The organism is Micromonospora sp. NBC_01412 (assembly GCF_045040215.1).
Classification (GTDB): Bacteria; Actinomycetota; Actinomycetes; order Mycobacteriales; family Micromonosporaceae; genus Micromonospora; species Micromonospora rubida.
Genome location: NZ_CP109528.1, coordinates 859315 through 882499 on the forward strand (window position 1 = coordinate 859315; position 23185 = coordinate 882499).

A 23185-nucleotide genomic window follows, 5' to 3' on the forward strand; every position below is an offset into this window, starting at 1 on the left:
CGGCGGGGCGGGACGCGCCGCGGCGCCCCGGCTCCTGGTCACCACCCGTCCTTCGGACCGATCGTGTCAGGTGCCGGAGCGCCGCATGAGGGAAATTCGCATTCCGCCCCGGGCCCCGCCCGGGTGGTCGTCAGCCCCGCTCGCGCTGGTCGGCCGGGTCCTGCAGCAGGCTCCCCGGGGACACCGGCTCGGGGGCCGGCAGCCCCTGCGGACCGTGGCCGCCGGTGGCCTGCGCCTCGGCGACGCGTACCTCGTCGTGGATCTGCCGGGCGGCGGCGGCCGCGGCCTGGGCGGCCTCGGCGGCCTCCCGCTCGACGGCGCTCGCGTGGTCGGCCGCCTCGGGCGTGGGCTGGTCGCCGACCATCTGGCTCAGCCCGCCCAGCGCGCCGCCCATCCCCTCCAGGGCCTTGGTCAGCTCGGCCGGGATGATCCAGACCTTGTTGGCCGTGCCGTTGGCGATCTGCGGCAGCGCCTGAAGATACTGGTAGGCGAGCACCTTCTGGCTCGGGTTCGACTGGTGGATCGCGTCGAAGACCGTCCGGATGGCCTTCGCCTGGCCCTCGGCCTGGAGGATCCGGGCCTGCCGGTCACCGTCGGCGCGCAGCACCGCGGACTGCTTGTCGCCCTCGGCGGTCAGGATCTGCGACTGTTTGTGGCCCTCGGCGGTCAGGATCGCCGCCCGGCGGTCCCGCTCGGCGCGCATCTGCTTCTCCATCGAGTCGCGGATGCTGGCCGGCGGCTCGATCGCCTTGATCTCCACCCGGGTGACCTTGATGCCCCACCGGCCGGTGGTCTCGTCCAGCACACCCGAGAGGTGCCGGTTGATCTCCTCCCGGCTGGTCAGGGCCCGCTCCAGGTCCAGCGAGCCAATCACGTTACGCAGGGTGGTGACGGTGAGCTGCTCGATGGCCTGGAGGAAGTTCGAGATCTCGTACGTGGCGCGGGCCGCGTCGATGACCTTGAAGTAGAGCACCGTGTCGATCGACACCACCAGGTTGTCCGAGGTGATCACGGGCTGCGGCGGGAAGCTGACCACCTGCTCCCGCATGTCGACCTTGGTACGGACCGCGTCGACGAACGGGACCAGCAGGTTCAGGCCCGGGTTCAAGGTGCGCTTGTACTTGCCGAGCCGCTCGACCACGTCCTGGCGCTGCTGCGGCACGATCCGCACCGCCTTGACCAGGGTCACCATGACGATCAACGCCACGGCGACCAACAGCACCGTCACAAATTCCATACCCTTCACCCTCTCGCTTCGGGCAGCTCACCCGAGGTGGAAACGTCGTCATCCCACACCAGGGCCGTCGCGCCCTGGACCTTTATCACCCGCACCCGCCGACCGGGGACGAAGCTCTGCGTCGCGTCGTACGACCGGGCGCTCCACATCTCCCCGCCGATCTTGACGAGGCCCTGGTCGGCGTCGACCCGCTCCAGCACCAGGGCGGTGGACCCCTCGATCGCCTCCACCCCGAACGCCTGCTCGCCGCTCTCCTCGGCGGAGCGGGCGTGCCGGCGGATCGCCGGCCGGGCCACCGCCACCGTGAGCGCCGAGACCACCGCGAACACCAGCGCCTGGACGGCGGTCGGCGCGCCCAGGGCCGCGGCCCCGGCGGCGGCGAACGCGCCGACCGAGAACATGATCAGGAACAGCGTCGTCGTGAAGATCTCGGCGACCGCCAACACCACACCCAGTACGACCCAGAAGACCGCGTCCACCACCCAAGAGTGACACGTCGCGGCACGCGCGGCCCCTCGGCAAGATCAGTAAGCTCGGCGGCAGCCGTTTCATGAGGCGCCGCCGGCGTCCGAGAGTCAGTGGAGGAACCGTGTCGCTGCCATCCGAGACCGCCCGAGGAGTCGACGCCGCCGTCGCCCGGGCACAGTCCGCCGGGCGTACCCCGTCGCTCGTGCTCGGCGTGGTGCGCGACGGCGAACTGGCCCACGTCGCCGCCGCCGGGGAACACCCCCGGCCGGACGCCGACCGGCAGTACCGGCTCGGCTCGATCACCAAGACGATGACCGCGGTGCTGGTCATGCAGCAGCGCGACGCCGGGACGCTGGCCCTGCACGACCCCCTCGACGCGCACCTGCCCGGCACCGGGGTCGGCGCGCTCACCCTGCGCCAGCTCCTCGGCCACGCCAGCGGCCTCCAGCGCGAGCCCGACGGCCCCTGGTGGGAGCGGGTCGAGGTCGGCGACCTGGCGTCCGTGCTGGCCGGCGTGGGCGAACACAAGATCGCCTACCCGCCGCACCAGGCCTACCACTACTCCAACCTGGCGTACGGGCTGCTCGGCGGCGTGCTGGAGGCGATCACCGGGACAGGCTGGTTCGACCTGCTCCGGCAGCGCATCCTGGAGCCGCTGGGCATGACCCGCACCACGTACCAGGCCGCCGAGCCGTTCGCCCGGGGGTACGTGGTGCACCCGTGGCACGACACGCTGCGGGAGGAGCCGCGCACCGACACCGGGGCGATGGCCCCCGCCGGGCAGCTCTGGTCGACGATCACCGACCTCGGCCGGTGGGCCGCGTTCCTGGCCGACCCCGACCCGGCCGTCCTCGCCCCGGCGACACTCACCGAGATGTGCGCGCCGGTGGTGATCAGCGACCTCGACTCGTGGACCAGCGGACACGGCCTCGGCGTCGAGCTGAACCGGGCCGGCGACCGGGTGTACGTCGGCCACGGCGGGTCGATGCCCGGGTACGTCGCCGGGCTGGCCGTGCACCGCCCCACCCGCACCGCCGTGGTCGGCTTCGCCAACTCGTACGGCCTGCGGGTCGGCCACGTCGGCGGCCTCGGCCGGGAGGTGCTGACCACCGTCCTGGACGCGCTGCCGGACCCGGTCGAGCCGTGGCGCCCGACCGACGCCCCGCCCCCGGCCGAGCTGGCCGAGCTAACCGGCCGCTGGTGGTGGATGGGCGCCGAGTTCGAGTTCAGCGCCGACGCCGCCGCCGGCGAACTGCGGGCCGGCCCGATCGGCAACCCGGTCATGCGGTTCACCCAGGAGGGCCCGGACCGCTGGCGGGGCCTCTCCGGCCCGGAGCACGGCGAGATCCTCACCGTGCTCCGCAACCCCACGGGCCACCCGGTCGCCCTCGACCTGGCCACTTTCGTCCTGACCCGCACCCCCGACAACCAGCCCTAACCCCCACCCCGGCCTACCCCCACCCCACCCACCCCACCCCACCCCACCCCCACCCGTTCCCGCCCCGGTGATCAAGAGCTTTACGTCAGGTCCAGCACGATTCCTGACGCAAAGCTCTTGATCACCGCACGTGGGGGTGGGGTGGGGTGGGGTGAGGGTGGGGTGGGTCAGGAGGTGGGGGTGGTGACGAAGTCGATCAGGCGTTCCATGGCGTTGATCAGCGGGGTTTCCACGTCGGCGAAGCTGTCCACCCGGGACAGGATGTGCCGCCACATGTCGGCCGGCTCCGCCACCCCGAGGGCCGCGCAGACGCCCTCCTTCCACGGCCGCCCCGGCGGCACCACCGGCCACGCGGCGATGCCCAGCGCGGCCGGCTTGACGGCCTGCCACACGTCTACGTAGGGGTGGCCGGTGACCAGCACGTGCGGGGAGTTCACCCGGGCCACGATCCGGCTCTCCTTCGAGCCGGGCACCAGGTGGTCGACCAGCACGCCGAGCCGCCGGGACGGGCCGGGGGCGAAGTCGCGCACCTGCGCGGAAAGCTCGTCGATGCCGTCCAGCGGCTCCACCACCACGCCCTCGACGCGCAGGTCGTCGCCCCAGATCCGCTCGACCAGGGCGGCGTCGTGCACGCCCTCGACCCAGATCCGGCTGGCCTTGGCCACCTGCGCCCGCACGCCGTCGACCGCGATCGAGCCGGACGCGGTGCGCCGGCGGGCCGCCGGCACGGGCGAGCGGGCCGGACGGCGCAGCGTGACCGGCCGCCCGTCGAGCAGGAAGGCCGCCGGCAACAGCGGGAAGTTGCGCCGCCGGCCGTGCCGGTCCTCCAGCACCACCGCGCCGGACTCGAAGCCGACCACCGCGCCGCAGAACCCGGACTCGGCGTCCTCGACCACGAGATCGGGCTCGGCGTCCACCTCGGGGGTCGCCTTCCGCCGCCGCCAGTCCCCCGCCAACACGTCCTCGCCGTACCGCCCCACCATGCCGCCACGCTAACCCCCGCCCCACCCCGGGGCTCGTCAGCCGCGCCGATCATGGAGTCAGGGGCGCCCCTAAAAAGGGGCACGAACGGAATATCCGGTCACCACGAGTCCATGATCGACGCCAACCAAGACGGGGCACGCGGCAGTCGAGACAGGGGCGGCGCGCACCACGTACCCTCTCTTGCATGTCCTCCCCCGCAGCGGGCGCGGTCACCCTCGCGCCCCGCCGGTCGAGCCGGTTCGTCGCCTGGGTGCGCGCGTGGCGCGCCGGCCTCGTGCCGTACGACGAGGTCGCCGAGGAGATCGCCGGCGACGAGGAGCATCTCGTCTCGGACGCCCCCGGCACCTGGACCGACGTCCCACTGCGGGACGCGCTGCCCACCCTGGCGAAGCTCTCCCCGGACGAGATCCGGCTGGTGCTGCCCGCGCCCGGCGACCCTCGGGGGCTGCCCGGGCCGGGCGACTTCGCGGGCATCGCGCTGGTCGCCGGCGAGGCGGTGGTGGCCGGCGGGATCGGGCTGATCCCGCAGGTCCGCACGCACACCTCCGGCTCGGGGATGACCTTCGAGACGGTGCTCTGGCGCTGCTACCCGCTGCCCGCCGACGCCTCGGCCGCCTCACTGGCCTCCCCCGGCGCCGCCGAGGCGGAGGCGGAACTGGCCAGTGCGCTCGCCGAGACCACCGCGGCGCTGACCCGGCTCGACGTGGCCCAGTGGCGGCCCGAGCTGGCCGGCGCGCTGGCCGCGCTGCGCCGCCCCGACGGGACCACCGACCTGCCGCCGGGCTTCGACCCCCGGGCGCGGCGGCTGTTCGCCCGCGCCGCCGTGCTGGACCGGGTGCTGGCGCTGGCCGGGCACAGCGCGCCGGGCGGCGCGATCAACAACTACGAGGCCCAGCAGCGCGACGCCGCACTGCGCCCGCTCACCACCGCCTGCCGGCAGGCCCTCGTCGCGGCCTGCAACGCCCCGCTGCGCCCCTGACGCCCGCCGGCCCTGAGCGCCCCCTGGAGCCCGCCGGGCCCCGACCCCTGGCCGCCCGCCGGCCGGCTCCCAGCGCCCTGGCGCCCGCCGGCCTCAGCGCCCCAGTGCTCTGGTGCCCGCCGGGCTCAGTGCCCTGGCGCCCGCCGGGCCTGGCGGCTGACCGTCGCCGGCCGGCCGCAGGTCGGCGGTCCGGGGGTGGGTCGGATCTCGTCCATCAGGTCGGCCACCGAGTTGACGATCCGCGACGGGCGGTACGGGTACCGCTCGGCCTCGACCCGGGTGCTGATCCCGGTCAGCACCAGGATCGTCTCCAGCCCGGCCTCCAGGCCGCACAGCACGTCGGTGTCCATCCGGTCGCCGATCATCGCGGTCGTCTCGGAGTGCGCGTCGATCGTGTTCAGCGCCGAGCGCATCATCATCGGGTTGGGCTTGCCGACGAAGTACGGCGCCACCCCGGTCGCCTTCGAGACCATCGCCGCGACCGAGCCGGCGGCCGGCAGCGCGCCCTCGGCCGACGGGCCGGTGACGTCCGGGTTGGTGCAGATGAACCGCGCCCCCTCGTTGATCAGCCGGACCGCCTTGGTGATCGCCTCGAAGCTGTACGTCCGGGTCTCGCCCAGCACCACGTAGTCGGGGGCGTAGTCGGTGAGCACGTAGCCGACCGCGTGCAGCGCCGTGGTCAGCCCGGCCTCCCCGATCGCGTACGCGGTGCCGCCCGGCCGCTGGTCGGCCAGGAACTGGGCGGTGGCCAGCGCCGCCGTCCAGATGGCGTGCTCGGGCACCTCGAAGCCCATCCGGGTCAGCCGGGCCTGCAGGTCGCGCGGGGTGTAGATGGAGTTGTTGGTCAGCACCAGGAACGGCTTGCCGGAGGAGCGCAGCTTGTTGATGAACTCCGGTGCCCCGGGCACCGGCTGGCCCTCGTGCACCAGCACGCCGTCCATGTCGGTCAGCCAGCTCTGCACCGGCTTACGTTCGTGCATTCGTCGTCCCAGGGGGTCTCGGGGCGGGGCCGTCGGACGGTGACCCGCACGGGTGTCGGAGGTGGCGGGCGGCGGTCAGGGCCGGCGGGCCGGCACGCAGCACACCGTCGGGCAGGTGTCCCACAGCGGCAGCTCGCCGAGGCGGCGGCGCAGCCGCTCCCCGCCCGGCTCGGTGCGCTCGGCGACCAGCTCGCGCACCATGGCCACGAAGCGCGGGTCGGTGCCCGGGGTGCCGGCCCGGGCGAAGTCCAGCCCGAGTTGCCTGGCCGTCTCCAGCGCCTCGGTGTCGAGGTCCCACACCACCTCCAGGTGGTCGGAGACGAACCCGATCGGGCTGACCACCACGGCGGTGGTGGTGCCGGCCTCGGCGAGGGCGGCCAGGTGGTCGTTGACGTCCGGCTCCAGCCACGGCACCTGGGGCGGGCCGGAGCGGCTCTGCCACACCAGGTCGTACGGCAGGTCGGGCGCGGCGGCGGCGTGTACCAGCCGGGCGACCTCGGCGAGCTGGGCGGTGTACCGGCCGCCGTGCGGACCGGCGTTCGCGGCCGCCGAGACGGGGACGGAGTGGGCGGTGAACACCAGCCGGGTGGTGGCCCGCTTCGCCGGGTCGAGCTGGCCCAGCGCCGCCCTGACCGCGTCGGCGTGCGGCTCGACGAAGCCCGGATGGTCCCAGAACTGGCGCAGCTTCTCGATCACCGGGGCGTCCGGGCCGACGGCCGCGCGGGCCTTCGCGATGTCCTCCTGGTACTGACGGCAGGAGGAGTAGCCGCCGTAGGCGCTGGTCACGAGCGCCAGGGCGGTGGTGATCCCGTCGTCGCGCATCCGGGCCACGGTGTCGGCGAGCATCGGGTCCCAGTTCCGGTTGCCCCAGTAGACCGGCAGGTCGACGCCGTGGGCGGCGAAGTCCGCCCGGATGGCGGCGAGCAGGTCGCGGCACTGCTGGTTGATCGGGGAGACACCGCCGAAGTGCTGGTAGTGCTCGACGACCTCCGCCAGCCGCTCCGGGGGCACGCCGCGCCCCCGGGTCACGTTCTGGAGGAAGGGCAGCACGTCCTCGGGCCGCTCCGGGCCGCCGAAGGAGACCAGCACCAACGCGTCGTACGCCATGGGCCTATTCTTCCCCGCCCTCGGCGGGGGCCTGGCGACGCCCCCTGGTCCGGGGGTGGAAGGGCGGGCTCCCGCGTCGGCGGGGCCCGCCCGCGACGTCAGGCGCCGATGGCGTGGTAGCCGCCGTCGACGTGGACGATCTCGCCGGTGGTGGCCGGGAACCAGTCCGACATCAGCGCCAGGCAGGCCCGGGCGGCCGGCTCCTGGTCGGTGAGGCTCCAGCCCAGCGGGGCGCGCTCGGCCCAGGCGTCCTCGAACTGCTCGAAGCCGGGGATCGACTTCGCCGCGATGGTGCGCAGCGGGCCGGCGGCGACCAGGTTGCTGCGGATGCCCTGCTTGCCCAGGTGCATCGCCAGGTAGCGGGAGGCGGACTCCAGCCCGGCCTTGGCCACGCCCATCCAGTCGTAGACCGGCCACGCCTTGGTGGCGTCGAAGGTCAGCCCGACCACCGCGCCGCCCGGCTGCATGAGCGGCAGCGCCGCCATGGCCAGGGACTTGTAGGAGTACGTCGAGACGTGCAGCGCGGTGGCCACGTCCTCCCACGGCGCGTCGAGGAAGCCGCCGCCGAGGCAGCTCTGCGGGGCGAAGCCGATCGAGTGCACCACCCCGTCGAGGCCGTCGACGTGCTCGCGGACCTTGTCGGCCAGGCCGGCGAGCTGCTCGGCGTCGGTCACGTCCAGCTCGATGACCGGGGCCGGCTCGGGCAGCCGCCGGGCGATCCGCTCGACGAGGGAGAGCCGGCCGTAGCCGGTGAGCACGACCTGCGCGCCGTTCTCCTGGGCGAGCTTCGCCACCGAGAAGGCGATCGAGGCGTCGGTGATGACGCCGGTGACCAGCAGCCGCTTACCGGCCAGCAGTCCGGACATGTGGGAGTTCCTCCGTTGAGTCGGTGCGATGAGCTGCGTCAGTGGCCCATGCCCAGGCCGCCGTCGACCGGGATCACTGCGCCGGAGATGTAGCCGGCGCCGTCCGAGGCCAGCCAGGCGACCACCTGGGCGACCTCGTCGGGGGTGGCGAACCGGCCCGCGGGGATGGACTTGAGGTACTCGGCCCGGCGGTCCTCGGGCAGCGCGGCGGTCATGTCGGTGTCGATGAAGCCGGGCGCGACGACGTTGGCGGTGATGTTGCGTCCGCCCAGCTCCCGGGTGATCGAGCGGGCCACGCCGACCATGCCGGCCTTGCTCGCCGCGTAGTTGACCTGGCCGGGGCCGCCGTACAGGCCGACGACCGAGGAGATGAAGATCATCCGGCCCCACCGGGCCCGGAGCATCTTCGTCGAGGCGCGCTTGGCACAGCGGAACGCGCCGGTGAGGTTGGTGTCCACCACCCGGGTGAACTGCTCCTCCGACATCCGCATGATCAGGGTGTCGTCGGTGATGCCGGCGTTGGCCACCAGCACCTCGACCGGGCCCAGCTCGGCCTCGATGGTGCCGAAGGCCGCGTCGACAGAGGCGGAGTCGGTCACGTCGCACCGCACCCCGAACAGCCCTTCCGGGGCGTCACCACTACGGTGCGTCACCGCCACCCGGTCGCCCTGCTTGGCGAAGGCCTGGGCGATGGCCAGGCCGATCCCCCGGTTGCCGCCGGTCACCAGCACGGTTCGGGCCACGGGTCCCCCTCGGTTCGATGATCTCCCGGTCGGTCGGAGCCTAGGCGTTACCGGCAGGTAAGCGCTAACGCCGCCCGGGTCACTCCCTGGTACGACACCCGGATCACCCCGTGGTGGCACGCCCCGGCACCCCCGACCGCCGTAGCCTGCCAGGAATGAGCCAACCCGCCGGAGCCGTACGCGCCGCGCTGCGCGACCTGCGCCGGCTGCTCGTCGGCCCGGACGCTCCCCGACCGTCGGCGCCCACCCGCCGACGACGCCGCTGGCACGGCTACCTGGTCCCGGCCTGCCTGCTCGCGGGGCTGGGCCTGACGATCGCCGCCGCCCGGTACCTGGCCGACACCCGAGGGCTGCCGGAGCCGTACGCGCTCGCGTTGGGCCTCGGCAGCACGCTGCCCGCCGGCCTCGCCGCTCGCCACCCGCTCTGGGCGTGGCGCATCGGCTACCCCCTGCTCTACCTGGGCGTCATCGACGCGACCCGGGCGGAGGCCTGGCCGTGGAACCCGGTGCAGATCGTCGGCTACCTCGTCGTGCTCGTCGTGCTCGCCGCGCGCACCGACACCGGCGTGGCCACCTGGGCGGGCCTGCTGAGCCTGCTGCCGGTCTACCTCCTCGTCCCACACCAGGCGAACGTGTACGGCGTCACCGTGCTGGTCATCGTCGCCCTCGTCCTCGGCGACCAGATCGGCCGCCGCCGGCGCAGCCAGCGGGCGCTCGCCGACCAGGCCGAGCGCAGCGAGCGGGAACAGGCCCGGCGGGCGGTGCTGGAGGAACGCACCCGGATCGCCCGCGAGATGCACGACGTGGTGGCCCACCACATGTCGATGATCGCCGTGCAGGCGGAGACCGCGCCGTACCGGCTGAACGGGCTGCCCGAGTCGGCGCGCGCCGAGTTCACCGCCATCGCGGGCTCCGCCCGGGACGCGCTGACCGACATGCGACGCCTGCTGGGCGTGCTGCGCAGCGACTCAACGGACCCGCAGACCGCGCCGCAACCGGACCTGCCGGAGGTGCCCGCCCTGGTCGACGCCGCCCGCCGGGCCGGCATGACGGTGACCCTGGCCGTCGACGCGCTCCCCGCCGTGCCCGCGCCGGTCGGGCTGGCCGCGTACCGCATCGTGCAGGAGGCGCTGGCCAACGCGGCCCGGCACGCGCCCGGGGCGGCGGCGCGGGTGACGCTCCGCGCCCGGTCCGGGGCGCTGGTGGTACGCGTGGAGAACGACCCGGGCGGCGCGGGTGCCGAGGACGGCGGCCGGGCCGGCCACGGGCTGACCGGGATGCGGGAGCGGGCGGTCTCGCTGGGCGGTAGCTTCACCGCCGGGCACTCCGACGGCGGCGGATACGCGGTCGCCGCAGTGCTGCCCTACGACGGGGAGGCCGGAACGCAATGATCAAGGTGCTGATCGCCGACGACCAGGCGATGGTCCGACAGGGCTTCGGCGCGCTGCTGGCCGCCCAGCCGGACCTGGTCGTGGTCGGCGACGCCGCCGACGGCGCGCAGGCGGTCTCCGCCGCCCGCCGGCTCGACCCGGACGTGGTGCTGATGGACGTCCGGATGCCGGTGCTGGACGGGCTCGCCGCCACCCGCGAACTGCTCGGCACCCGGCCGGCCGAACGCCCGAAGGTGCTCATCCTGACCACCTTCGACCTCGACGACTACGTCTACGAGGCGCTGCGGGCCGGGGCCAGCGGCTTCCTGCTCAAGGACGCCCCGGCGGCCGACCTGGTGCACGCCGTCCGCGTGGTGGCCTCCGGTGACGCCCTGTTGGCCCCGGCGGTCACCCGTCGGCTGATCGCCGAGTTCGCCGCCCGGCCGGACCGGCACCGGCCCCGACCCACCGTCCTGGCCCGGCTGACGCCCCGCGAGACGGAGGTCCTCCGGCTGATCGCGCGGGGGCGCTCCAATTCCGAGATCGCCGCCGACCTGGTGGTCGCCGAGCAGACCGTCAAGACCCACGTCGGGCGGGTGCTGACCAAGCTCGGCCTGCGCGACCGGGCCCAGGCCGTGGTGCTCGCGTACGAGACGGGGCTGGTCGCGGCCGGCGAGTAGCCCCACGGGGGTAGGCCGGAGACGGCTCCCCGGGGTGACGCCCGCGTACCCGTCCGCATCGCACGCTCTCACCGGAAAACCTTCCGGAGGGAGAACACGATGCGGTTCAGAGGTGTCACCCGGTTCGCGCTGCCCGCGCTGCTCGGGATCGGCCTGGTCGCACCGGCCGGAGCCGATCCGGTCGCGGCGGCCGCCTTCGTCGAGGCGTACCCGGGCACGGCGGCGGCGATGCGCGCGGCCGGAGCGCCGTACGCCGGCTGGGCGGCGACCGGGCGGCGGTTCCTGACCTTCGACCCGCGCGGCGACGGGCTGGCCGTCGAGGTGCTCGGCGACCTCGCGACGGCGGACCGGATCGCGGTGCTGATCCCGGGGGTCGGCAGCACGCTGCGCGACTTCGACCGGGGGCTGGGCGGGGTGGCCCGCCGCGCGCCGGCCGGCCAGGCGCGGCAGGTGCACGCCGAGGCGCGGCGGATCGACCCGGACGCCCGGGTCGCCGTGCTCGCCTGGCTCGGCTACAACCCGCCCGGCGGCGTGATCGGGGCCGCCGGGGCGGCCAGCGCCCGCCAGGGCGCCGCCGCCCTGCTCGACCTGCTGCGCGCCCTGGCCGCCCACCGCCCGGCCGCCTCGATCACGCTGATCGGCCACAGCTACGGCTCGCTCGTGGTGGGGTTGGCGGCGGCACAGGCCCCGGCTCAGGTCACCGACGTGGTGACGCTGGGTGGCATCGGCGTGGGCGTCGACCGCGCCGACGCGCTCGGCGGGACCCGGCGGGTCTGGGCGGGCGAGGCCGACACCGACTGGATCCGGCGGGTGCCGCAGCTACGGGTGCCCGGTCTGGGGCACGGCCGCCGCCCCGGCGACCCCGCCTTCGGCGCCCGGCCGTTGCCGGCCGCCGGTGTCGCGGGACACGACGGCTACCTGGTGCCCGGCAGCCCGACGCTGACCGCGGTGGCGTCTGTGCTGCTCACCGGTGTGTCGGTGGGGGGTTCCCGGTGAGCCGGGACCCGGTGGTCGACGGGCTGCGCGCGTACGCCATGGGTGGCGTCGTACTCGGGCACTGGCTCGTCACCGGCCTCGTGCTGGCGCCCGACGGTTCGCTGAGCCAGGCCAGCCCGCTGAGCGCCATGCCGGCCCTGGCCCCGGCCACCTGGCTGTTCCAGACGCTCGGGCTGTTCTTCTTCACCGCCGGGTACGCCTCCGCCCGGTCGATGGCCGCCCACCCCGGCGGTGCCCGGGGCTGGCTGGCGCGGCGGATCGGCCGGCTGGCGCTGCCGGCCGTGGCGCTGCTCGGCACCGGCGCGGCGGTGCTGCTGATCGCCACCGTGCTGGGCACGCCAGACGCCACGCTCACCGTGGCGCTGACCCTGGCGGCGACCCCGCTGTGGTTCCTGCTGCCGCTGGCCGCCCTGGTGGCGCTGACCGCCCCGCTGACCGCCGCCGTACGCCGGTGGGGGCCCCTGTGGTGCGCGGCGCCGGAGGTGGTCGTGGTGGGTGCCGGCGACCTCGCCGCGCGCCTGCTGCCGGCCGCCGACGGGCTGCTGCCGGTCAGCGTGCTGGCCGCGTGGGCGGTGCCGTACCTGCTCGGGCTGGCCCACGCCGACGGCCGGCTGGCGGGCCGGCGCCCGGCCGTGGCGCTGGTGGCCATCGGCGTGGCCGGCCTCGCGACGCTGGTCGGCGTCGGCTACCCCGTCAGCGCCGTCGGGGTACCCGGTGCGGGCGTGTCCAACCTGAACCCGCCCTCGCTGCTGGCGGTCGCCCTGGCGGTGACCCAGGTGGGGGTGGGACTGCTCGTCGGGCCCGCGCTGACCCGGCTGCTGCGGCGGCCGCTGCCCGGGCGGGTGGTGGGCGCGGTCAACCGGAACGCGGTGCGCGTCTACCTCTGGCACCAGCCGGTGCTGGTCGGTGTCACCGCGCTGGCCGCCCGGGCCGGAGGTGCGCTGCCGGGACTGCACACCACCCCGGACGGCCTGCCCTGGCTGGCCGCCCGGCTCTGCTGGCTGCCCGTGCTGGCCGTCGTCCTGGCGCTGCTGCTGCGTCCCCGGCGGGTCGCGGACCGCCCGGCGGTGGGCCCTGCGGAGCGGCTCGGCCAACCGGTCGGCCGAGTGCCGTCCGGCGACCATCCAGGTGTACGATGATCCACGTTTGCGGGCCGTGTGGTCCGCGTTCCGGGCCCCGCCGAACGCAGGAGGTGATCGCTGTGCGAGATAGCGATCCTCCCAGTCGTGGCCGGGCCGAACGTCAGCCCCGCTGAGCCACGACTCAGTAGGTGAGCTGACCCAGCTCCGCTCCCCGCCTCCGCCCGGTCACCGGCCCCGCGCCGGATGACCGGGCCGCGCCGGGAGCAGCCCGGTCACGACTTTGTGTGCGCGTCCTGATCCACCCCCTGCGGTCCGCCCCCGCATGCGCGGACCGTCCAGTCGCCACCCGGAGCCGTCCATGAGCCGCTACGTCGCCCCGCTGGGCTTCACCCTCGCCGCCGTCTGGGTGGCCGTCGTCTTCGTCCTCGCCTCCGCCGGCCACTGACCGCCCCGCCCACGCCGACCCCACGGTCGACGCGGACGGGACCGGGGTCGGTCAGATCAGCCGGGAGGACCACAGGAGACTCGTGGCGCCCGCGCAGAGGGCCAGCAGCAGCGCGATCCCGGCGTACCACTGGGTGACCTCGCGGGGCTCCGTGCGGAACCCGATCGAGCTGCCCATGTCCTGGTAGACCTGCTTGAGTTCGCTGACCGAGGCCGCCTCGTAGAAGTAACCGTCGGTGGTCTCCGCCAGGTCGGCCAGCGCCAGCCGGTCCACCGGCACCCGCTGGAGCTGCCCGCCGATGTCGACCTGGCCGGCGTCCGTGCCGAAAGCGATGGTGGAGACCGGCACGTTGGCCGCCTGGGCGGCGGCGGCGGCCTCCTCCACCGACCGGCCGGAGGTGCGGAAGCCGTCGGAGAGCAGCACGATCCGGGCCGGCGGGATGCCCGCCGCGCCGTCGGCCGGCACCGACCGGATCGACTCCAGGCAGGTGAACACCGCCTCACCGGTCGCCGTCGCCTCCGCCAGCACCAGCCCGTCGATCGCGGTGGTCACCGCGCCCCGGTCCTTGCCGGGCGGCACCAGCACGTTCGCCGACTTGGCGAACGAGACCAGGCCGAGGTTGTAGCTCTCCGGAAGCTCGCCGACGAACTGCTTCGCCGCCTCCTGTGCCGCCTCCAGCCGGTTCGGCGCCACGTCGTCGGCCTGCATGGACAGCGAAACGTCGATGGCCAGCATGACGGTGGCCCGCTCCAGCGGTTCCCTGGTGTCGATCGCCGGCCGGGCCAGGGCGGTGGACAGCACCAGCAGGCAGAGCAGGAACGCCACCGCCGGAACGTGCCGCCGCCAGCCCAGCCCCTTCGGCGCCAGGGTGCGCAGCAGGTCCACGTTGGTGAACCGCATCGCGTACGCCCGGCGGTGCAGCTGCCGCCACACGTACAGCGCGGCGAGGGCGAGCACCGGCAGCACGGCCAGCAGCCACCACGGTTGCAGAAAACGGATCATCGTGTCGTCCCCCGGGTGCGGGCGTGCCGCTGCGCGGCGACGAAGCGCACCATGTCGAGCAGCCAGTCGGTGTCGGTCCGCAGTCGCAGGTGGGCCGCGCCGGCGGCGCGGAGCTGGGCGGAGATCTCCGCGCGCTGGGCGGCGGCGGCCTCGGCGTACCGGCGGCGCAGCCGCGGGTCGGCGGTCTGCACCTCGTGCAGCTCCCCGGTCTCCGGGTCCACCACCGGCAGCACCCCCACGTCGGGCAGCTCCAGCTCGCGCGGGTCCACCACCTCGATCGCCAGCACGTCGTGCCGGACCCGCAGCTTACGCATCGGCCGCGCCCACTGCGGCGGCGGCGCGAGGAAGTCGGAGATGACCACCGCGAGCCCGCGCCGGCGGGGCGGCCGGTTCAGCATGTCGACCAGCGCGCCCAGGTCGCTGCGCCCGGGCCGGATCTCGGTGCCGGCGATCGCCCGCAGCAGCCCCTGCGCCTCCTTCCGCCCGGACCGGGCGGGCAGCCGGACCAGCCGGCCGGGGCCGGGCGGCGGCGTGCCCCGGCGGCGTCCGGCCGGGGCCGCCGGCGCGGCGCCGCTGCCGACCACCGCCCCGATCCGGTTGCCGCCGCGCACGGTCAGGTGGGTCAGCGCGGCGGCGGCGGCCACCACCACGTCCCGCTTCAGCCATTGACCGGTGCCGAAGTCCAGGCTCGCGGACAGGTCCACCGCGAGCCACGTCTCCAGCTCCCGGTCGGCGACCGTGCGCCGCACGTGCGGCGTCGTCGTGCGCGCGGTCACCGGCCAGTCCATCCGGCGTACGTCGTCGCCCGGGCGGTACTCGCGCGACTCCCCCGCCTCGCTGCCCGGGCCGGGCAGCAGCCCGGCGTAGTCGCCCTGGAGCAGGCCGTCGAGCTTGCGGGTGACCATCAGCTGGAGCCGGGACAGCAGCGCGTCGCTGCGGGGGGCGGCGGCGGGTGAGGGCGACCACCGCGTACCCCCGGAGGGGGTGGGGGTGGGTGAGGTCACGGCCGCTGCCCGGGCCACCCGGCGGCGGCCGGCGGCGGGCCGTTCGGGGTGGCCTGCTGGCGCGGGGCCACCGACGGCAGCGGGATGGTCGACATCACCCGGTGCACCACGTGGTCGGCCGGCACGTCGTCGGCGAGCGCGTCGTAGCTGAGCACCAGCCGGTGGCGCAGGATGTCCGGCGCGATGTCCTGCACGTCCTGCGGGAGGGCGTAGTCCCGGCCGCGCAGCAGCGCCAGCGCCCGGGTGGCCCGGACCAGGCCGAGTGAGGCGCGCGGGCTGGCGCCGTACTGGATCAGTTGCGCGACGTCGGGCATGCCGTGCTCGGCGGGGGCGCGGGTGGCCAGCACCAGCCGGACCGCGTAGTCGACCAGCGCGTTGTGCACGAAGACCTGGTCGGCCTTGCGCTGCAACGCGATCAGGTCCCCGGTGTCGAAGATCTGCGTCGGCTGCGGCGGGGTCACCCCCATCCGGTACACGATCTCCCGCTCCTCGGCGTCGGTCGGATACCCAACGATGATCTTCATCAGGAAGCGGTCCCGCTGCGCCTCCGGCAGCGGGTAGACGCCCTCCTGCTCGATCGGGTTCTGGGTGGCCATCACGAGGAACGGCTCCGGCACCCGGTGGGTCTGGCCGCCGATCGACACCTGCCGCTCGCTCATCACCTCCAGCAGGGCCGACTGGACCTTGGCCGGGGCCCGGTTGATCTCGTCGGCGAGCAGGAAGTTGACGAAGACCGGGCCCAACTCGACGTCGAACTTCTCGCTGGACTGCCGGTAGATCCGGGTGCCCATGATGTCGGCGGGGACCAGGTCCGGGGTGAACTGCACCCGGGCGAAGGATCCGCCGACCACCTTGGCGAGGGTCTCCACAGCGAGGGTCTTCGCCACCCCGGGCACCCCCTCCAGCAGGCAGTGCCCCCGGGCGAGCAGCGCCACGAACATCCGCTCGACCATCCGGTCCTGGCCGACGATCACCCGCTTGATCTCGAACAGCGCCCGCTCCAACAGCGTCGCGTCCTGGGCGGGGGTGGTCGTCGGCGGCGCCGAGGTCGGGGGGTTGTCCGGCGCGCTGCCGTTCGGCGTCGGGGTGTCGGGCGTGGTCGGCTGGGCCACCGGTCCTCCACAGCATGATCGGTTGTCGCGACGTGGTGCGTGTCAAGACTCGCATGCCCGGCTGAGTGCCGAGGCCGGGAGAAGCCGTTTTTCGCCACGCCGTCCCACCGTCCCGAATCGCCGATCAGGGTTTACACCAGGGGGTCCGGCGTGTGTACCATTCACCCCGTCGCCGGGCGGCTCCCCCCGTGGCCGCCCGGCGCTCAATCTTCTCGCCGCGCACCTAGACTGGCCCGGATGAGCGCCCCCCTCCCCGCCGACGCGGCACCGATCTGCTCGGCCCGGGGCTGTCGCGCGCCCGCCGAGTGGGCACTTCGCTGGAACAATCCGCGCCTGCACACCGCCGACCGGCGCAAGACCTGGCTGGCCTGCGCCGACCACCGGTCCTCGCTCGGTGACTTCCTCGACGCGCGCGGCTTCCTTCGGGAGGTCACGCCGCTGGCCGGATCGCCTACGCTCGACTGGTGAGCGCGCAGAGCGGACCCTCCCGGTGACCGGCGACCCTGTCGGCGGCCCACCCCCACCCGGCCCGCCGGCCGTCCCACCCGACCCGCACCCCGCCCCGCCGCCGGTGCCGGCCTGGTCGGCGGCGTTCCCGCCGGGCCCGCTGGAGCCGTGGCCGGACACCGTGCGCTGGCAGCCGGTGTCCGGCGACCTGATCTGGGTGGAGCTGCTGCGGCTGGCGGCGGCGCTCGGGGTGCTGCTGCTGGGTCTCGCCGTCGGCTGGGCGTTGAGCGGGCACTGGCTGTTCGGCGCAGCCCTCGGCGCGGTCGTGCTGGCCGGCGCGTGGCGGGTCGTCACCATCGTGCGCGCGGTGCACGCCTGGGGGTACGCCGAGCGCGAGAACGACCTGCTGGTGCGGCACGGGCTGCTGGTCCGCCGGCTGTCCATCGTGCCGTACTCGCGGATGCAGTTCGTCGACGTCAGCGCCGGCCCGCTGGAGCGCGCGTTCGACGTGGCCACGGTGCAGCTGCACACCGCCGCCGCGGCCAGCGACGCCCGGGTGCCGGGGCTGCGCCCGGCGGAGGCGTCCCGGCTGCGCGACCGGCTCACCGCGCTCGGCGAGGACCGCGCGGAGGGCCTGTGAGCCAGGGCCAGCACAACACCGACCCCCACTCCCCGCAGTTCCCGGCCCCCGTGCCCGCCGCACCGACCACCGGCCCCCCGCACGGGCCCGAGGCGGCCGTCGCCCCGCCGGGCGGGCCGGGGCCGCAGCTCCCCGACCAGCCGGCCGGGGGCGGGGAGCCCCGGCAGCGGCTGCACCCGCTGAGTCCCGCGCTGCACGGGGCCAAGTCGCTGGTCGTGGTCATCGCCGGGCTGTCCTGGTCGACCCTGTCCCGGGTCGGCTTCGGCTGGTTCGCGGCGATGGTGACCGTGCTGGCCCTCGGCGCGACCGTGCTCGCGGTGGTCAGCTGGTACAACACCGGCTACCACGTGGTCGGCCGCGAGCTGCGGGTGTACGAGGGCCTGCTCTGGCGGCGCACCCGGGCCATCCCGCTGGAGCGCCTCCAGGCCGTCGAGGTGGTCCGCCCGCTGCTCGCCCAGCTCACCGGGCTGGCCGAGCTGCGGCTGGAGGTGGTCGGCGGCGGGAAGACCGAGGCGCCGCTGGCGTACCTGGGGGTGGCCGAGGCCGCCACCCTGCGGCAGCGGCTGCTCGCGCTCGCCGGCCCCGGGACCGCCCCCGGCCCTCAGCCGGCGACCACGGCGACGGACGGGCCGGGAATCGGACACGGGGCCCCGCCGGTCCCGCCCGGGCGGGCGCTGCACAACGTGGCCAACCGGGACCTGCTGGTCAGCCAGCTGCTCACCCCGCAGGCGCTCCTGCTGCCCCTCGGCGTGGCCTTCGTCGTGGCCCAGTTCCTCTCCGAGGACTCCTGGTCGTTCATCGCGGTGGCGAGCACGCTCACCGCGATGGCCGGCGTGCTGCTGCAACCGGTACGCCGCGTCCTCGACGACTGGAACTTCCGGCTGGCCCGGGACGAGGGCACCCTGCGGATCCGCAACGGCCTGCTGGAGACCCGGGCGCAGACCGTGCCGTTGAGCCGGGTGCAGACGGTCGGGGTCACCTGGCCGCTGCTCTGGCGCGCAAAGGGCTGGCTGCGGCTGCGGCTGGAGGTGGCCGGCTACGCGGCCGGCGAACCGGACGACCGGAACCGGCCCGACCGGCTGCTGCCGGTGGGCGACGCGCACACCGGGGAACGGATCGTGACGGAGGTGCTGCCGGGGGTGCGGCTGAGCGGGCTGGCGACGAGCCTCCCGCCGGCCCGGGCCCGGTGGCTGCGCCCGCTGAGCCGCCGGGCCGTCGGCGCCGGGCTCGACGAACAGGTCTTCGCCGCCCGGTCCGGGCTGGTCACCCGGCAGCTCACCGTCGTGCCGTACGCGCGGATCCAGAGCGTGCGGGTGACCCAGGGCCCGGCGCAACGGCGGCTGCGGCTGGCGACCGTGCACGCGGACACCGCGGGCGGCGCGGGCGCCGCCGCGCTCGACCGCGACCTCGCCGAGGCGTGGTGGCTGGCTGCGGAGCTGACCGCGCGGGCGCACGCCGCCCGCCACCCCGGCTGAGCCGGCCCGCCGCGCGGCCGGGACGCCTGCCGCGACGGGTCCGGCGGTGGTCCGCGCAGGGGCCTCAGCGGGCGGCCGGGACCGCCGGCTGGTCGCCTCCGGTGGCGGGACCGGCCGGCTCGGGCGCCCCGTCGGCCCGCTCCGGACCGCCCTGAGGGTCGCCGGCCGGCTCCGGCGCGACCGGCGCCCGGCGGGCGGCCCACCAGCGCTCGGCCAGGCCGACCACGAGGAAGGCCATCCCCACGTACGCCCAGCCGACCAGCACGTCGATGACGTAGTGCTCGCCGGCGTAGACCAGGGTGAAGGTCATCGCCAGCGGGTACGCCAGCAGCAGCGGCCACCACCGGCGGCGGGTCGCCCGCAGGAAGAACAGCACCACGAACAGCGCCCACGCGGTGTGCAGCGACGGCATCGCGGCCACCGGGTTGGAGGCCATCTGCCCGGCGTTGAGCAGGTTGCCCGCGCCGTGCATGCCGAACGCCTTCCAGCCCCGGGTGGAGATCCGGGCCACCTCGGTGAGCAGGCCGTTCTGCGCCGCCCACCAGGGCGGGGCAGCCGGGTAGAGGAAGTACGTGACCAGCCCGGCCGCGCAGAGGAACCCGAAGCGCCGCATGTACGCGGCCCACCGGCCCCGGTTCCGCATCCAGAGCACCCCGGCGGCGGCGAGGGCCACCACGAAGTGGGAGAAGTAGACCCAGCTGGCGACCACGTCCCACCAGCGCACCTCGGGCCGGTAGAGGTGTTCCTGCAACCAGACGGTCGGCACCTCGCCGCCGGTCGCCCAGCCGAACATGAACCGGTCGGCGACGATCAGCTCCATCGCGTGCGGGGTGGCACCGTTGTCGGCGAACCCCCGGGACAGGTTGTAGGCCGCGAGGAGCAGCACCACCGGCACCCAGTCCCGGGCGAACAGCAGGTGGGTGCGCCACGGGCGGTGCGAGTTCCAGGCGACGGTGCCCGCCCAGATCCAGAGGAACGCGTACGTCGGGTCGGTGGGCAGGCCGATGCCGAGCCAGCCGGCCACGAAGGCGACGGCCCAGACCGACATGGCGATCACCCGACGGCGACCGCCGTCGGGTGGGGCGGGCGGCGCGGGCGGTCCGGCGGGGGCGGGGGGCTGGGGGTCAGTCACGACGGCCATCGCCGTCCAGGTTAACGGCGGCACCGTGACCCCTCGACGGCGACCACCTAGGGTGGGCGCATGCAGGAGCAGTCCGAGCAATCCTTCGCGCCGGGCCTGTCGGCCCGGGTCGAGCTGACCGTGACCGACGCCGACACCGCGCGGGCCGTCGGCTCCGGCGACGTGCCGGTGCTGGGCACCCCCCGGGTGCTCGCCCTGGTCGAGGCTGCCACGGTCGCGGCCACCGCCGACGGCATGCCGCCCGGCCGGACCACGGTCGGGCTCCGGGTCGAGCTGGACCACCTGGCCCCCACCCCGGTCGGCCGCACGGTGGCGGCGCACGCCCGGCTCGCCACGGTCGACGGGCGACGGCTGCGGTTCGAGGTGAGCGTCACCGACGGCGCGGAGACGGTCGCCCGGGGGCTGGTGGACCGGGTGCTGGTCGACCGGCAGCGCTTCGTCGAGCGGGCCGGCGGGGCCCGGCCCGGCTCTCCGGCCGGCGGGGGGCCCGTCGACGCTCCGGCCGGCGGTCGCCCCGGTGACCGCGCGGCGTCAGCCACGTCATGACGCTGCGGTTCGTCGAGGTCGCCGACCGGGTGCACGTGCTACGGGAGCCGCTGCTCGACGTCAACGTCACGCTGGTCGTCGGCGACGGCGCGGCGCTGGTGGTGGACACCCTCTCCACCGCCGGGCAGGCCACCGAGCTGGCCGCCGCCGCCCGGGCGATCACCTCGTGCCCGTGGACTGTGGTGAACACCCACCACCACTTCGACCACTGCTTCGGCAACGCCACGCTCGCCGCCGACCCGGCCCACCCGGTGTACGCGCACGAGGTCGCCGCCGCGGCGCTGCGCGAGCGCCCCGACGAGCTGCGCCGGGCGGCGTACGAGGAGATGCGCGGCGAGCGGCCGGGGCTGGCCGCCGAGCTGGCCGGCACGGCGCTGCTGGCCCCGACGCACGTCGTACGCACGGAGACGGTGCTGGACGTCGGGGGCCGGCGGGTGCTGCTGCGGCATCCGGGGCCCGGGCACACCGACGCCGACCTGGTGGTGCACGTGCCGGACGCGGACGTGCTGGTCGCCGGGGACCTCGTCGAGCAGGGCGGCCCGCCGGCGTTCGAGGAGTCGTACCCGTTGCGGTGGCCGGACGCGGTGGCCGAGCTGCTGCGGCTGACCACCCCGGGCACGGTCGTCGTGCCGGGGCACGGCGAGCTGATCGGCCCGGAGTTCGTCCGGGCCCAGCACGGCGAGCTGGTCGAGCTGGCCCGGCTGATCCGGGCCGGCCACACCGGGGGCGCCCCGCCGGAGCGGGTGGCCGCCGACGCCCCCTTCGGGGCCCGCGCCGCCCTGCTCGCGGCCCGCCGGGGCTACGCCGAACTCGACGGCGCCGCCTGACCTGACCTGGTCAGTCGGCGGGGGTGACGAGGGTGGCCAGGCGGGTCAGGTGGGGCAGGGCGGCCGGGGTCAGCCGGCGAAGCGGCGCAGCACCTCGGCCCGGGTGGGCATGGCCACCGCGCCGCCCGGTGCCTCGCAGACCAGGCCGGCGACCCGCAGCGCGAACGCGACCCGCCGGTGCCAGTCGGCCGGATCGGTCGGCTCGCCGTCGACCAGCAGGTCGGCGACGAGCGCCCCCATCACCGAGTCACCGGCGCCGGTGGCGTCCACCGCGCGCACCCTGGGCGCGGGCACGCGTACCGGATCGGCGCCTGTGGCGGCGACCACCGCACCGTCCGGGCCGAGGGTCACCACCACGGTCGCCGCCCCCAGTTCGCGCAGGTACGTGGCGACCCCCTCGACCGGCTCGCCGGGGTAGAGCAGCTCGGCGTCGGCGGTGCTCAGCTTGACCAGGTGGGCGGAGGCGGCGAACTCGGCCACCGTCTCGCGCAGCCCGGCCAGCGCGGCCGGCCCGTCGAGCAGCCGGGGCCGCACGTTCGGGTCGAAGACCCGCAGCCCGGGGGCGATCCCCCAGGCCCGGCGGGCGGCGGCCAGCACCGGCGGCTGGAGCAGCACGATCGACCCGCAGTAGACGACGTCGGCGCCCGCGACCAGGTCGGTGTCGAGGTCGTCGGGACCGAGCAGGCCGTAGGAGGGCGGCTCGCCGTAGAACCGGAAGTCGGGCTCGGGACCGGCGAAGGTGGCCACCGCCAGCGCGGTCGGGACGGGGACAGTGACCGCCCCGGCCAGGCCGACGCCCGCCCCGGCCAGGAAGTCGCGGATCCGCCCGGCCAGGACGTCGTCGCCGAGCGACCCGACGAACTGCACCGCACCGCCGAGCCGGGCGACGGCGACCGCAACGTTCAGCGGCCCGCCGCCGACGGCCTGCCGGTAGACCGGCTCGCCGGCGTACTCGGTGTCGAGCAGGTCGACCAGTGCCTCGCCGAGCACCACCGCGTATCCCATTCCGGTCCTCCATCCACACCGAGCGCCGAGCGATCTTGTCGTACCAGGCTGGCACGGTACGCGCCATGACGAGCGCTGAAGCCACCGTATTGGCCTACTGGCAGGCGTGCGAGGCGAGGGACTGGGAGACCTTCGGCGGGCTGCTCGCCGACGACGTGGTCTACCACCTCCCGCAGACCAGGGAGCGGATCACCGGCCGCTCCACCGTGGTGCGGTTCAACCGGGAATACCCCGACGGGTGGCACCTCACGGTGACCCGGGTGATCGGCTCGGGCCGGCAGGCCGCCACCTGGATCACCTGCTCCTACGAGGGCGCGCAGCTCGCGGCCACCAGCTTCTTCGACCTCGACGAGGCCGGTCTCGTCCGCGAGGTCACCGAGTTCTGGCCGGAGCCCTACGAGCCGCCGCCCGGCCGCGAGCATCTCGCCGAGCGCTACTGACACATCGAGCAACAGCTATTGCGCGCCGTCGGCGTCCCGTGGTGGGATAGCGCTTGCCGGGCGGTGCGGGGGCTGCCGTGCCGCCGGCGCCGGGTTCACATCCACGCGAGGGCACCGGTCCGCGAGTCGGACCACCGACGGCGCACGTACGCCGGCCATCCGCCGGGACAC

General features: G+C 75.2%; 23 protein-coding genes and 2 pseudogenes. 13 read left to right on the top strand and 12 right to left on the bottom strand.

Going from position 1 to position 23185, the window contains the following annotated elements:
* Positions 1 to 130: 130 nt before the first annotated feature.
* The gene (locus tag OG617_RS03610) at positions 131 to 1237 is read right to left on the bottom strand and encodes an SPFH domain-containing protein (protein WP_405098636.1); all 1107 of its coding nucleotides are present in this window, start codon (positions 1235 to 1237) and stop codon (positions 131 to 133) included.
* A gap of 5 nt (positions 1238 to 1242) precedes the next feature.
* A complete protein-coding gene (locus OG617_RS03615; protein WP_405098638.1) occupies positions 1243 to 1716 on the bottom strand; it encodes an NfeD family protein in 474 nt (157 codons plus the stop codon).
* A 110-nt stretch (positions 1717 to 1826) separates the two neighbouring features.
* On the opposite strand from OG617_RS03615, the gene OG617_RS03620 reads away from it, so the two are divergent.
* Positions 1827 to 3143: a serine hydrolase domain-containing protein gene (locus tag OG617_RS03620; protein ID WP_405098640.1), complete on the top strand. Its 1317-nt coding sequence runs from the start codon at positions 1827 to 1829 to the stop codon at positions 3141 to 3143.
* Positions 3144 to 3310: 167 nt separating this feature from the next.
* Here OG617_RS03620 and OG617_RS03625 read toward each other — a convergent pair whose 3' ends face one another.
* Entirely contained in the window at positions 3311 to 4126 is an 816-nt protein-coding gene (locus OG617_RS03625; RefSeq protein WP_405098642.1) for a DUF3097 domain-containing protein, read from the bottom strand.
* Positions 4127 to 4311: 185 nt separating this feature from the next.
* Here OG617_RS03625 and OG617_RS03630 point away from each other — a divergent pair, with 185 nt between their 5' ends.
* Entirely contained in the window at positions 4312 to 5106 is a 795-nt protein-coding gene (locus tag OG617_RS03630) for a hypothetical protein (protein ID WP_405098644.1), read from the top strand.
* 203 nt (positions 5107 to 5309) lie between these two features.
* Here the strand turns inward: OG617_RS03630 and OG617_RS03635 are convergent.
* The 4 genes and pseudogenes from OG617_RS03635 to fabG all read right to left on the bottom strand — a co-directional run.
* A pseudogene (locus OG617_RS03635) lies at positions 5310 to 6086 on the bottom strand (HAD-IIA family hydrolase); the annotation flags it as partial.
* A gap of 75 nt (positions 6087 to 6161) precedes the next feature.
* The gene (locus OG617_RS03640) at positions 6162 to 7193 is read right to left on the bottom strand and encodes a ferrochelatase (protein ID WP_405098646.1); all 1032 of its coding nucleotides are present in this window, start codon (positions 7191 to 7193) and stop codon (positions 6162 to 6164) included.
* 98 nt (positions 7194 to 7291) lie between these two features.
* The gene (gene fabI / locus OG617_RS03645; RefSeq protein WP_396682273.1) at positions 7292 to 8059 is read right to left on the bottom strand and encodes an enoyl-ACP reductase FabI; all 768 of its coding nucleotides are present in this window, start codon (positions 8057 to 8059) and stop codon (positions 7292 to 7294) included.
* Between the two features lie 38 nt (positions 8060 to 8097).
* The gene (fabG, locus tag OG617_RS03650) at positions 8098 to 8802 is read right to left on the bottom strand and encodes a 3-oxoacyl-ACP reductase FabG (RefSeq protein WP_396682275.1); all 705 of its coding nucleotides are present in this window, start codon (positions 8800 to 8802) and stop codon (positions 8098 to 8100) included.
* Between the two features lie 155 nt (positions 8803 to 8957).
* Between fabG and OG617_RS03655 the strand changes: the two genes are divergently transcribed.
* From OG617_RS03655 to OG617_RS03675, 5 genes are all read left to right on the top strand, one after another.
* Complete coding sequence (locus OG617_RS03655) at positions 8958 to 10193, top strand: sensor histidine kinase (RefSeq protein WP_405098648.1); 1236 nt, start codon at positions 8958 to 8960, stop codon at positions 10191 to 10193.
* Positions 10190 to 10852, top strand: coding sequence for a response regulator (locus tag OG617_RS03660; RefSeq protein WP_405098650.1), 663 nt, complete (start codon positions 10190 to 10192; stop codon positions 10850 to 10852). The genes OG617_RS03655 and OG617_RS03660 overlap by 4 nt, the downstream gene beginning before the upstream one ends.
* A 99-nt stretch (positions 10853 to 10951) precedes the next feature.
* Positions 10952 to 11848: an alpha/beta hydrolase gene (locus tag OG617_RS03665; RefSeq protein WP_405098652.1), complete on the top strand. Its 897-nt coding sequence runs from the start codon at positions 10952 to 10954 to the stop codon at positions 11846 to 11848.
* Entirely contained in the window at positions 11845 to 12987 is a 1143-nt protein-coding gene (locus OG617_RS03670; protein ID WP_405098654.1) for an acyltransferase, read from the top strand. The genes OG617_RS03665 and OG617_RS03670 overlap by 4 nt, the downstream gene beginning before the upstream one ends.
* Positions 12988 to 13252: 265 nt before the next feature.
* Positions 13253 to 13375, top strand: a complete 123-nt coding sequence (locus OG617_RS03675; protein WP_405098656.1) for a hypothetical protein — start codon at positions 13253 to 13255, stop codon at positions 13373 to 13375.
* Positions 13376 to 13426: 51 nt separating this feature from the next.
* On the opposite strand, the gene OG617_RS03680 is transcribed toward OG617_RS03675, so the two are convergent.
* The 3 genes from OG617_RS03680 to OG617_RS03690 are packed head-to-tail and all read right to left on the bottom strand — an operon-like array spanning position 13427 to position 16493.
* The gene (locus OG617_RS03680) at positions 13427 to 14377 is read right to left on the bottom strand and encodes a VWA domain-containing protein (protein ID WP_405098658.1); all 951 of its coding nucleotides are present in this window, start codon (positions 14375 to 14377) and stop codon (positions 13427 to 13429) included.
* Positions 14374 to 15399, bottom strand: a complete 1026-nt coding sequence (locus OG617_RS03685) for a DUF58 domain-containing protein (protein WP_396682287.1) — start codon at positions 15397 to 15399, stop codon at positions 14374 to 14376. The genes OG617_RS03680 and OG617_RS03685 overlap by 4 nt, the downstream gene beginning before the upstream one ends.
* Positions 15378 to 16493 (bottom strand): AAA family ATPase, encoded by a 1116-nt coding sequence (locus tag OG617_RS03690; RefSeq protein WP_405098661.1) that lies wholly within the window; start codon positions 16491 to 16493, stop codon positions 15378 to 15380. The genes OG617_RS03685 and OG617_RS03690 overlap by 22 nt, the downstream gene beginning before the upstream one ends.
* Before the next feature lie 237 nt (positions 16494 to 16730).
* Here OG617_RS03690 and OG617_RS03695 point away from each other — a divergent pair, with 237 nt between their 5' ends.
* The 3 genes from OG617_RS03695 to OG617_RS03705 are packed head-to-tail and all read left to right on the top strand — an operon-like array spanning position 16731 to position 19055.
* Positions 16731 to 16961 (top strand): hypothetical protein, encoded by a 231-nt coding sequence (locus tag OG617_RS03695; RefSeq protein WP_405098663.1) that lies wholly within the window; start codon positions 16731 to 16733, stop codon positions 16959 to 16961.
* 22 nt (positions 16962 to 16983) lie between these two features.
* Positions 16984 to 17580, top strand: coding sequence for a PH domain-containing protein (locus OG617_RS03700; protein ID WP_405098665.1), 597 nt, complete (start codon positions 16984 to 16986; stop codon positions 17578 to 17580).
* Positions 17577 to 19055, top strand: a complete 1479-nt coding sequence (locus OG617_RS03705) for a PH domain-containing protein (protein WP_405098667.1) — start codon at positions 17577 to 17579, stop codon at positions 19053 to 19055. The genes OG617_RS03700 and OG617_RS03705 overlap by 4 nt, the downstream gene beginning before the upstream one ends.
* A gap of 64 nt (positions 19056 to 19119) precedes the next feature.
* Here the strand turns inward: OG617_RS03705 and OG617_RS03710 are convergent, their stop codons facing one another.
* Positions 19120 to 20196, bottom strand: a complete 1077-nt coding sequence (locus tag OG617_RS03710) for a phosphatase PAP2 family protein (protein WP_405098669.1) — start codon at positions 20194 to 20196, stop codon at positions 19120 to 19122.
* 60 nt (positions 20197 to 20256) lie between these two features.
* Between OG617_RS03710 and OG617_RS03715 the strand changes: the two are divergent.
* Together OG617_RS03715 and OG617_RS03720 are read left to right on the top strand one after the other, a co-directional pair.
* Positions 20257 to 20655: pseudogene (locus OG617_RS03715) on the top strand (thioesterase family protein); the annotation flags it as partial.
* A gap of 83 nt (positions 20656 to 20738) precedes the next feature.
* Complete coding sequence (locus OG617_RS03720) at positions 20739 to 21569, top strand: MBL fold metallo-hydrolase (RefSeq protein ID WP_405098671.1); 831 nt, start codon at positions 20739 to 20741, stop codon at positions 21567 to 21569.
* A gap of 69 nt (positions 21570 to 21638) precedes the next feature.
* On the opposite strand, the gene OG617_RS03725 is transcribed toward OG617_RS03720, so the two are convergent.
* Positions 21639 to 22574, bottom strand: a complete 936-nt coding sequence (locus OG617_RS03725; protein ID WP_405098673.1) for a PfkB family carbohydrate kinase — start codon at positions 22572 to 22574, stop codon at positions 21639 to 21641.
* A 65-nt stretch (positions 22575 to 22639) separates the two neighbouring features.
* On the opposite strand from OG617_RS03725, the gene OG617_RS03730 reads away from it, so the two are divergent.
* Positions 22640 to 23014 (top strand): nuclear transport factor 2 family protein, encoded by a 375-nt coding sequence (locus tag OG617_RS03730; protein ID WP_405098675.1) that lies wholly within the window; start codon positions 22640 to 22642, stop codon positions 23012 to 23014.
* The last annotated feature ends 171 nt before the right edge of the window (positions 23015 to 23185 follow it).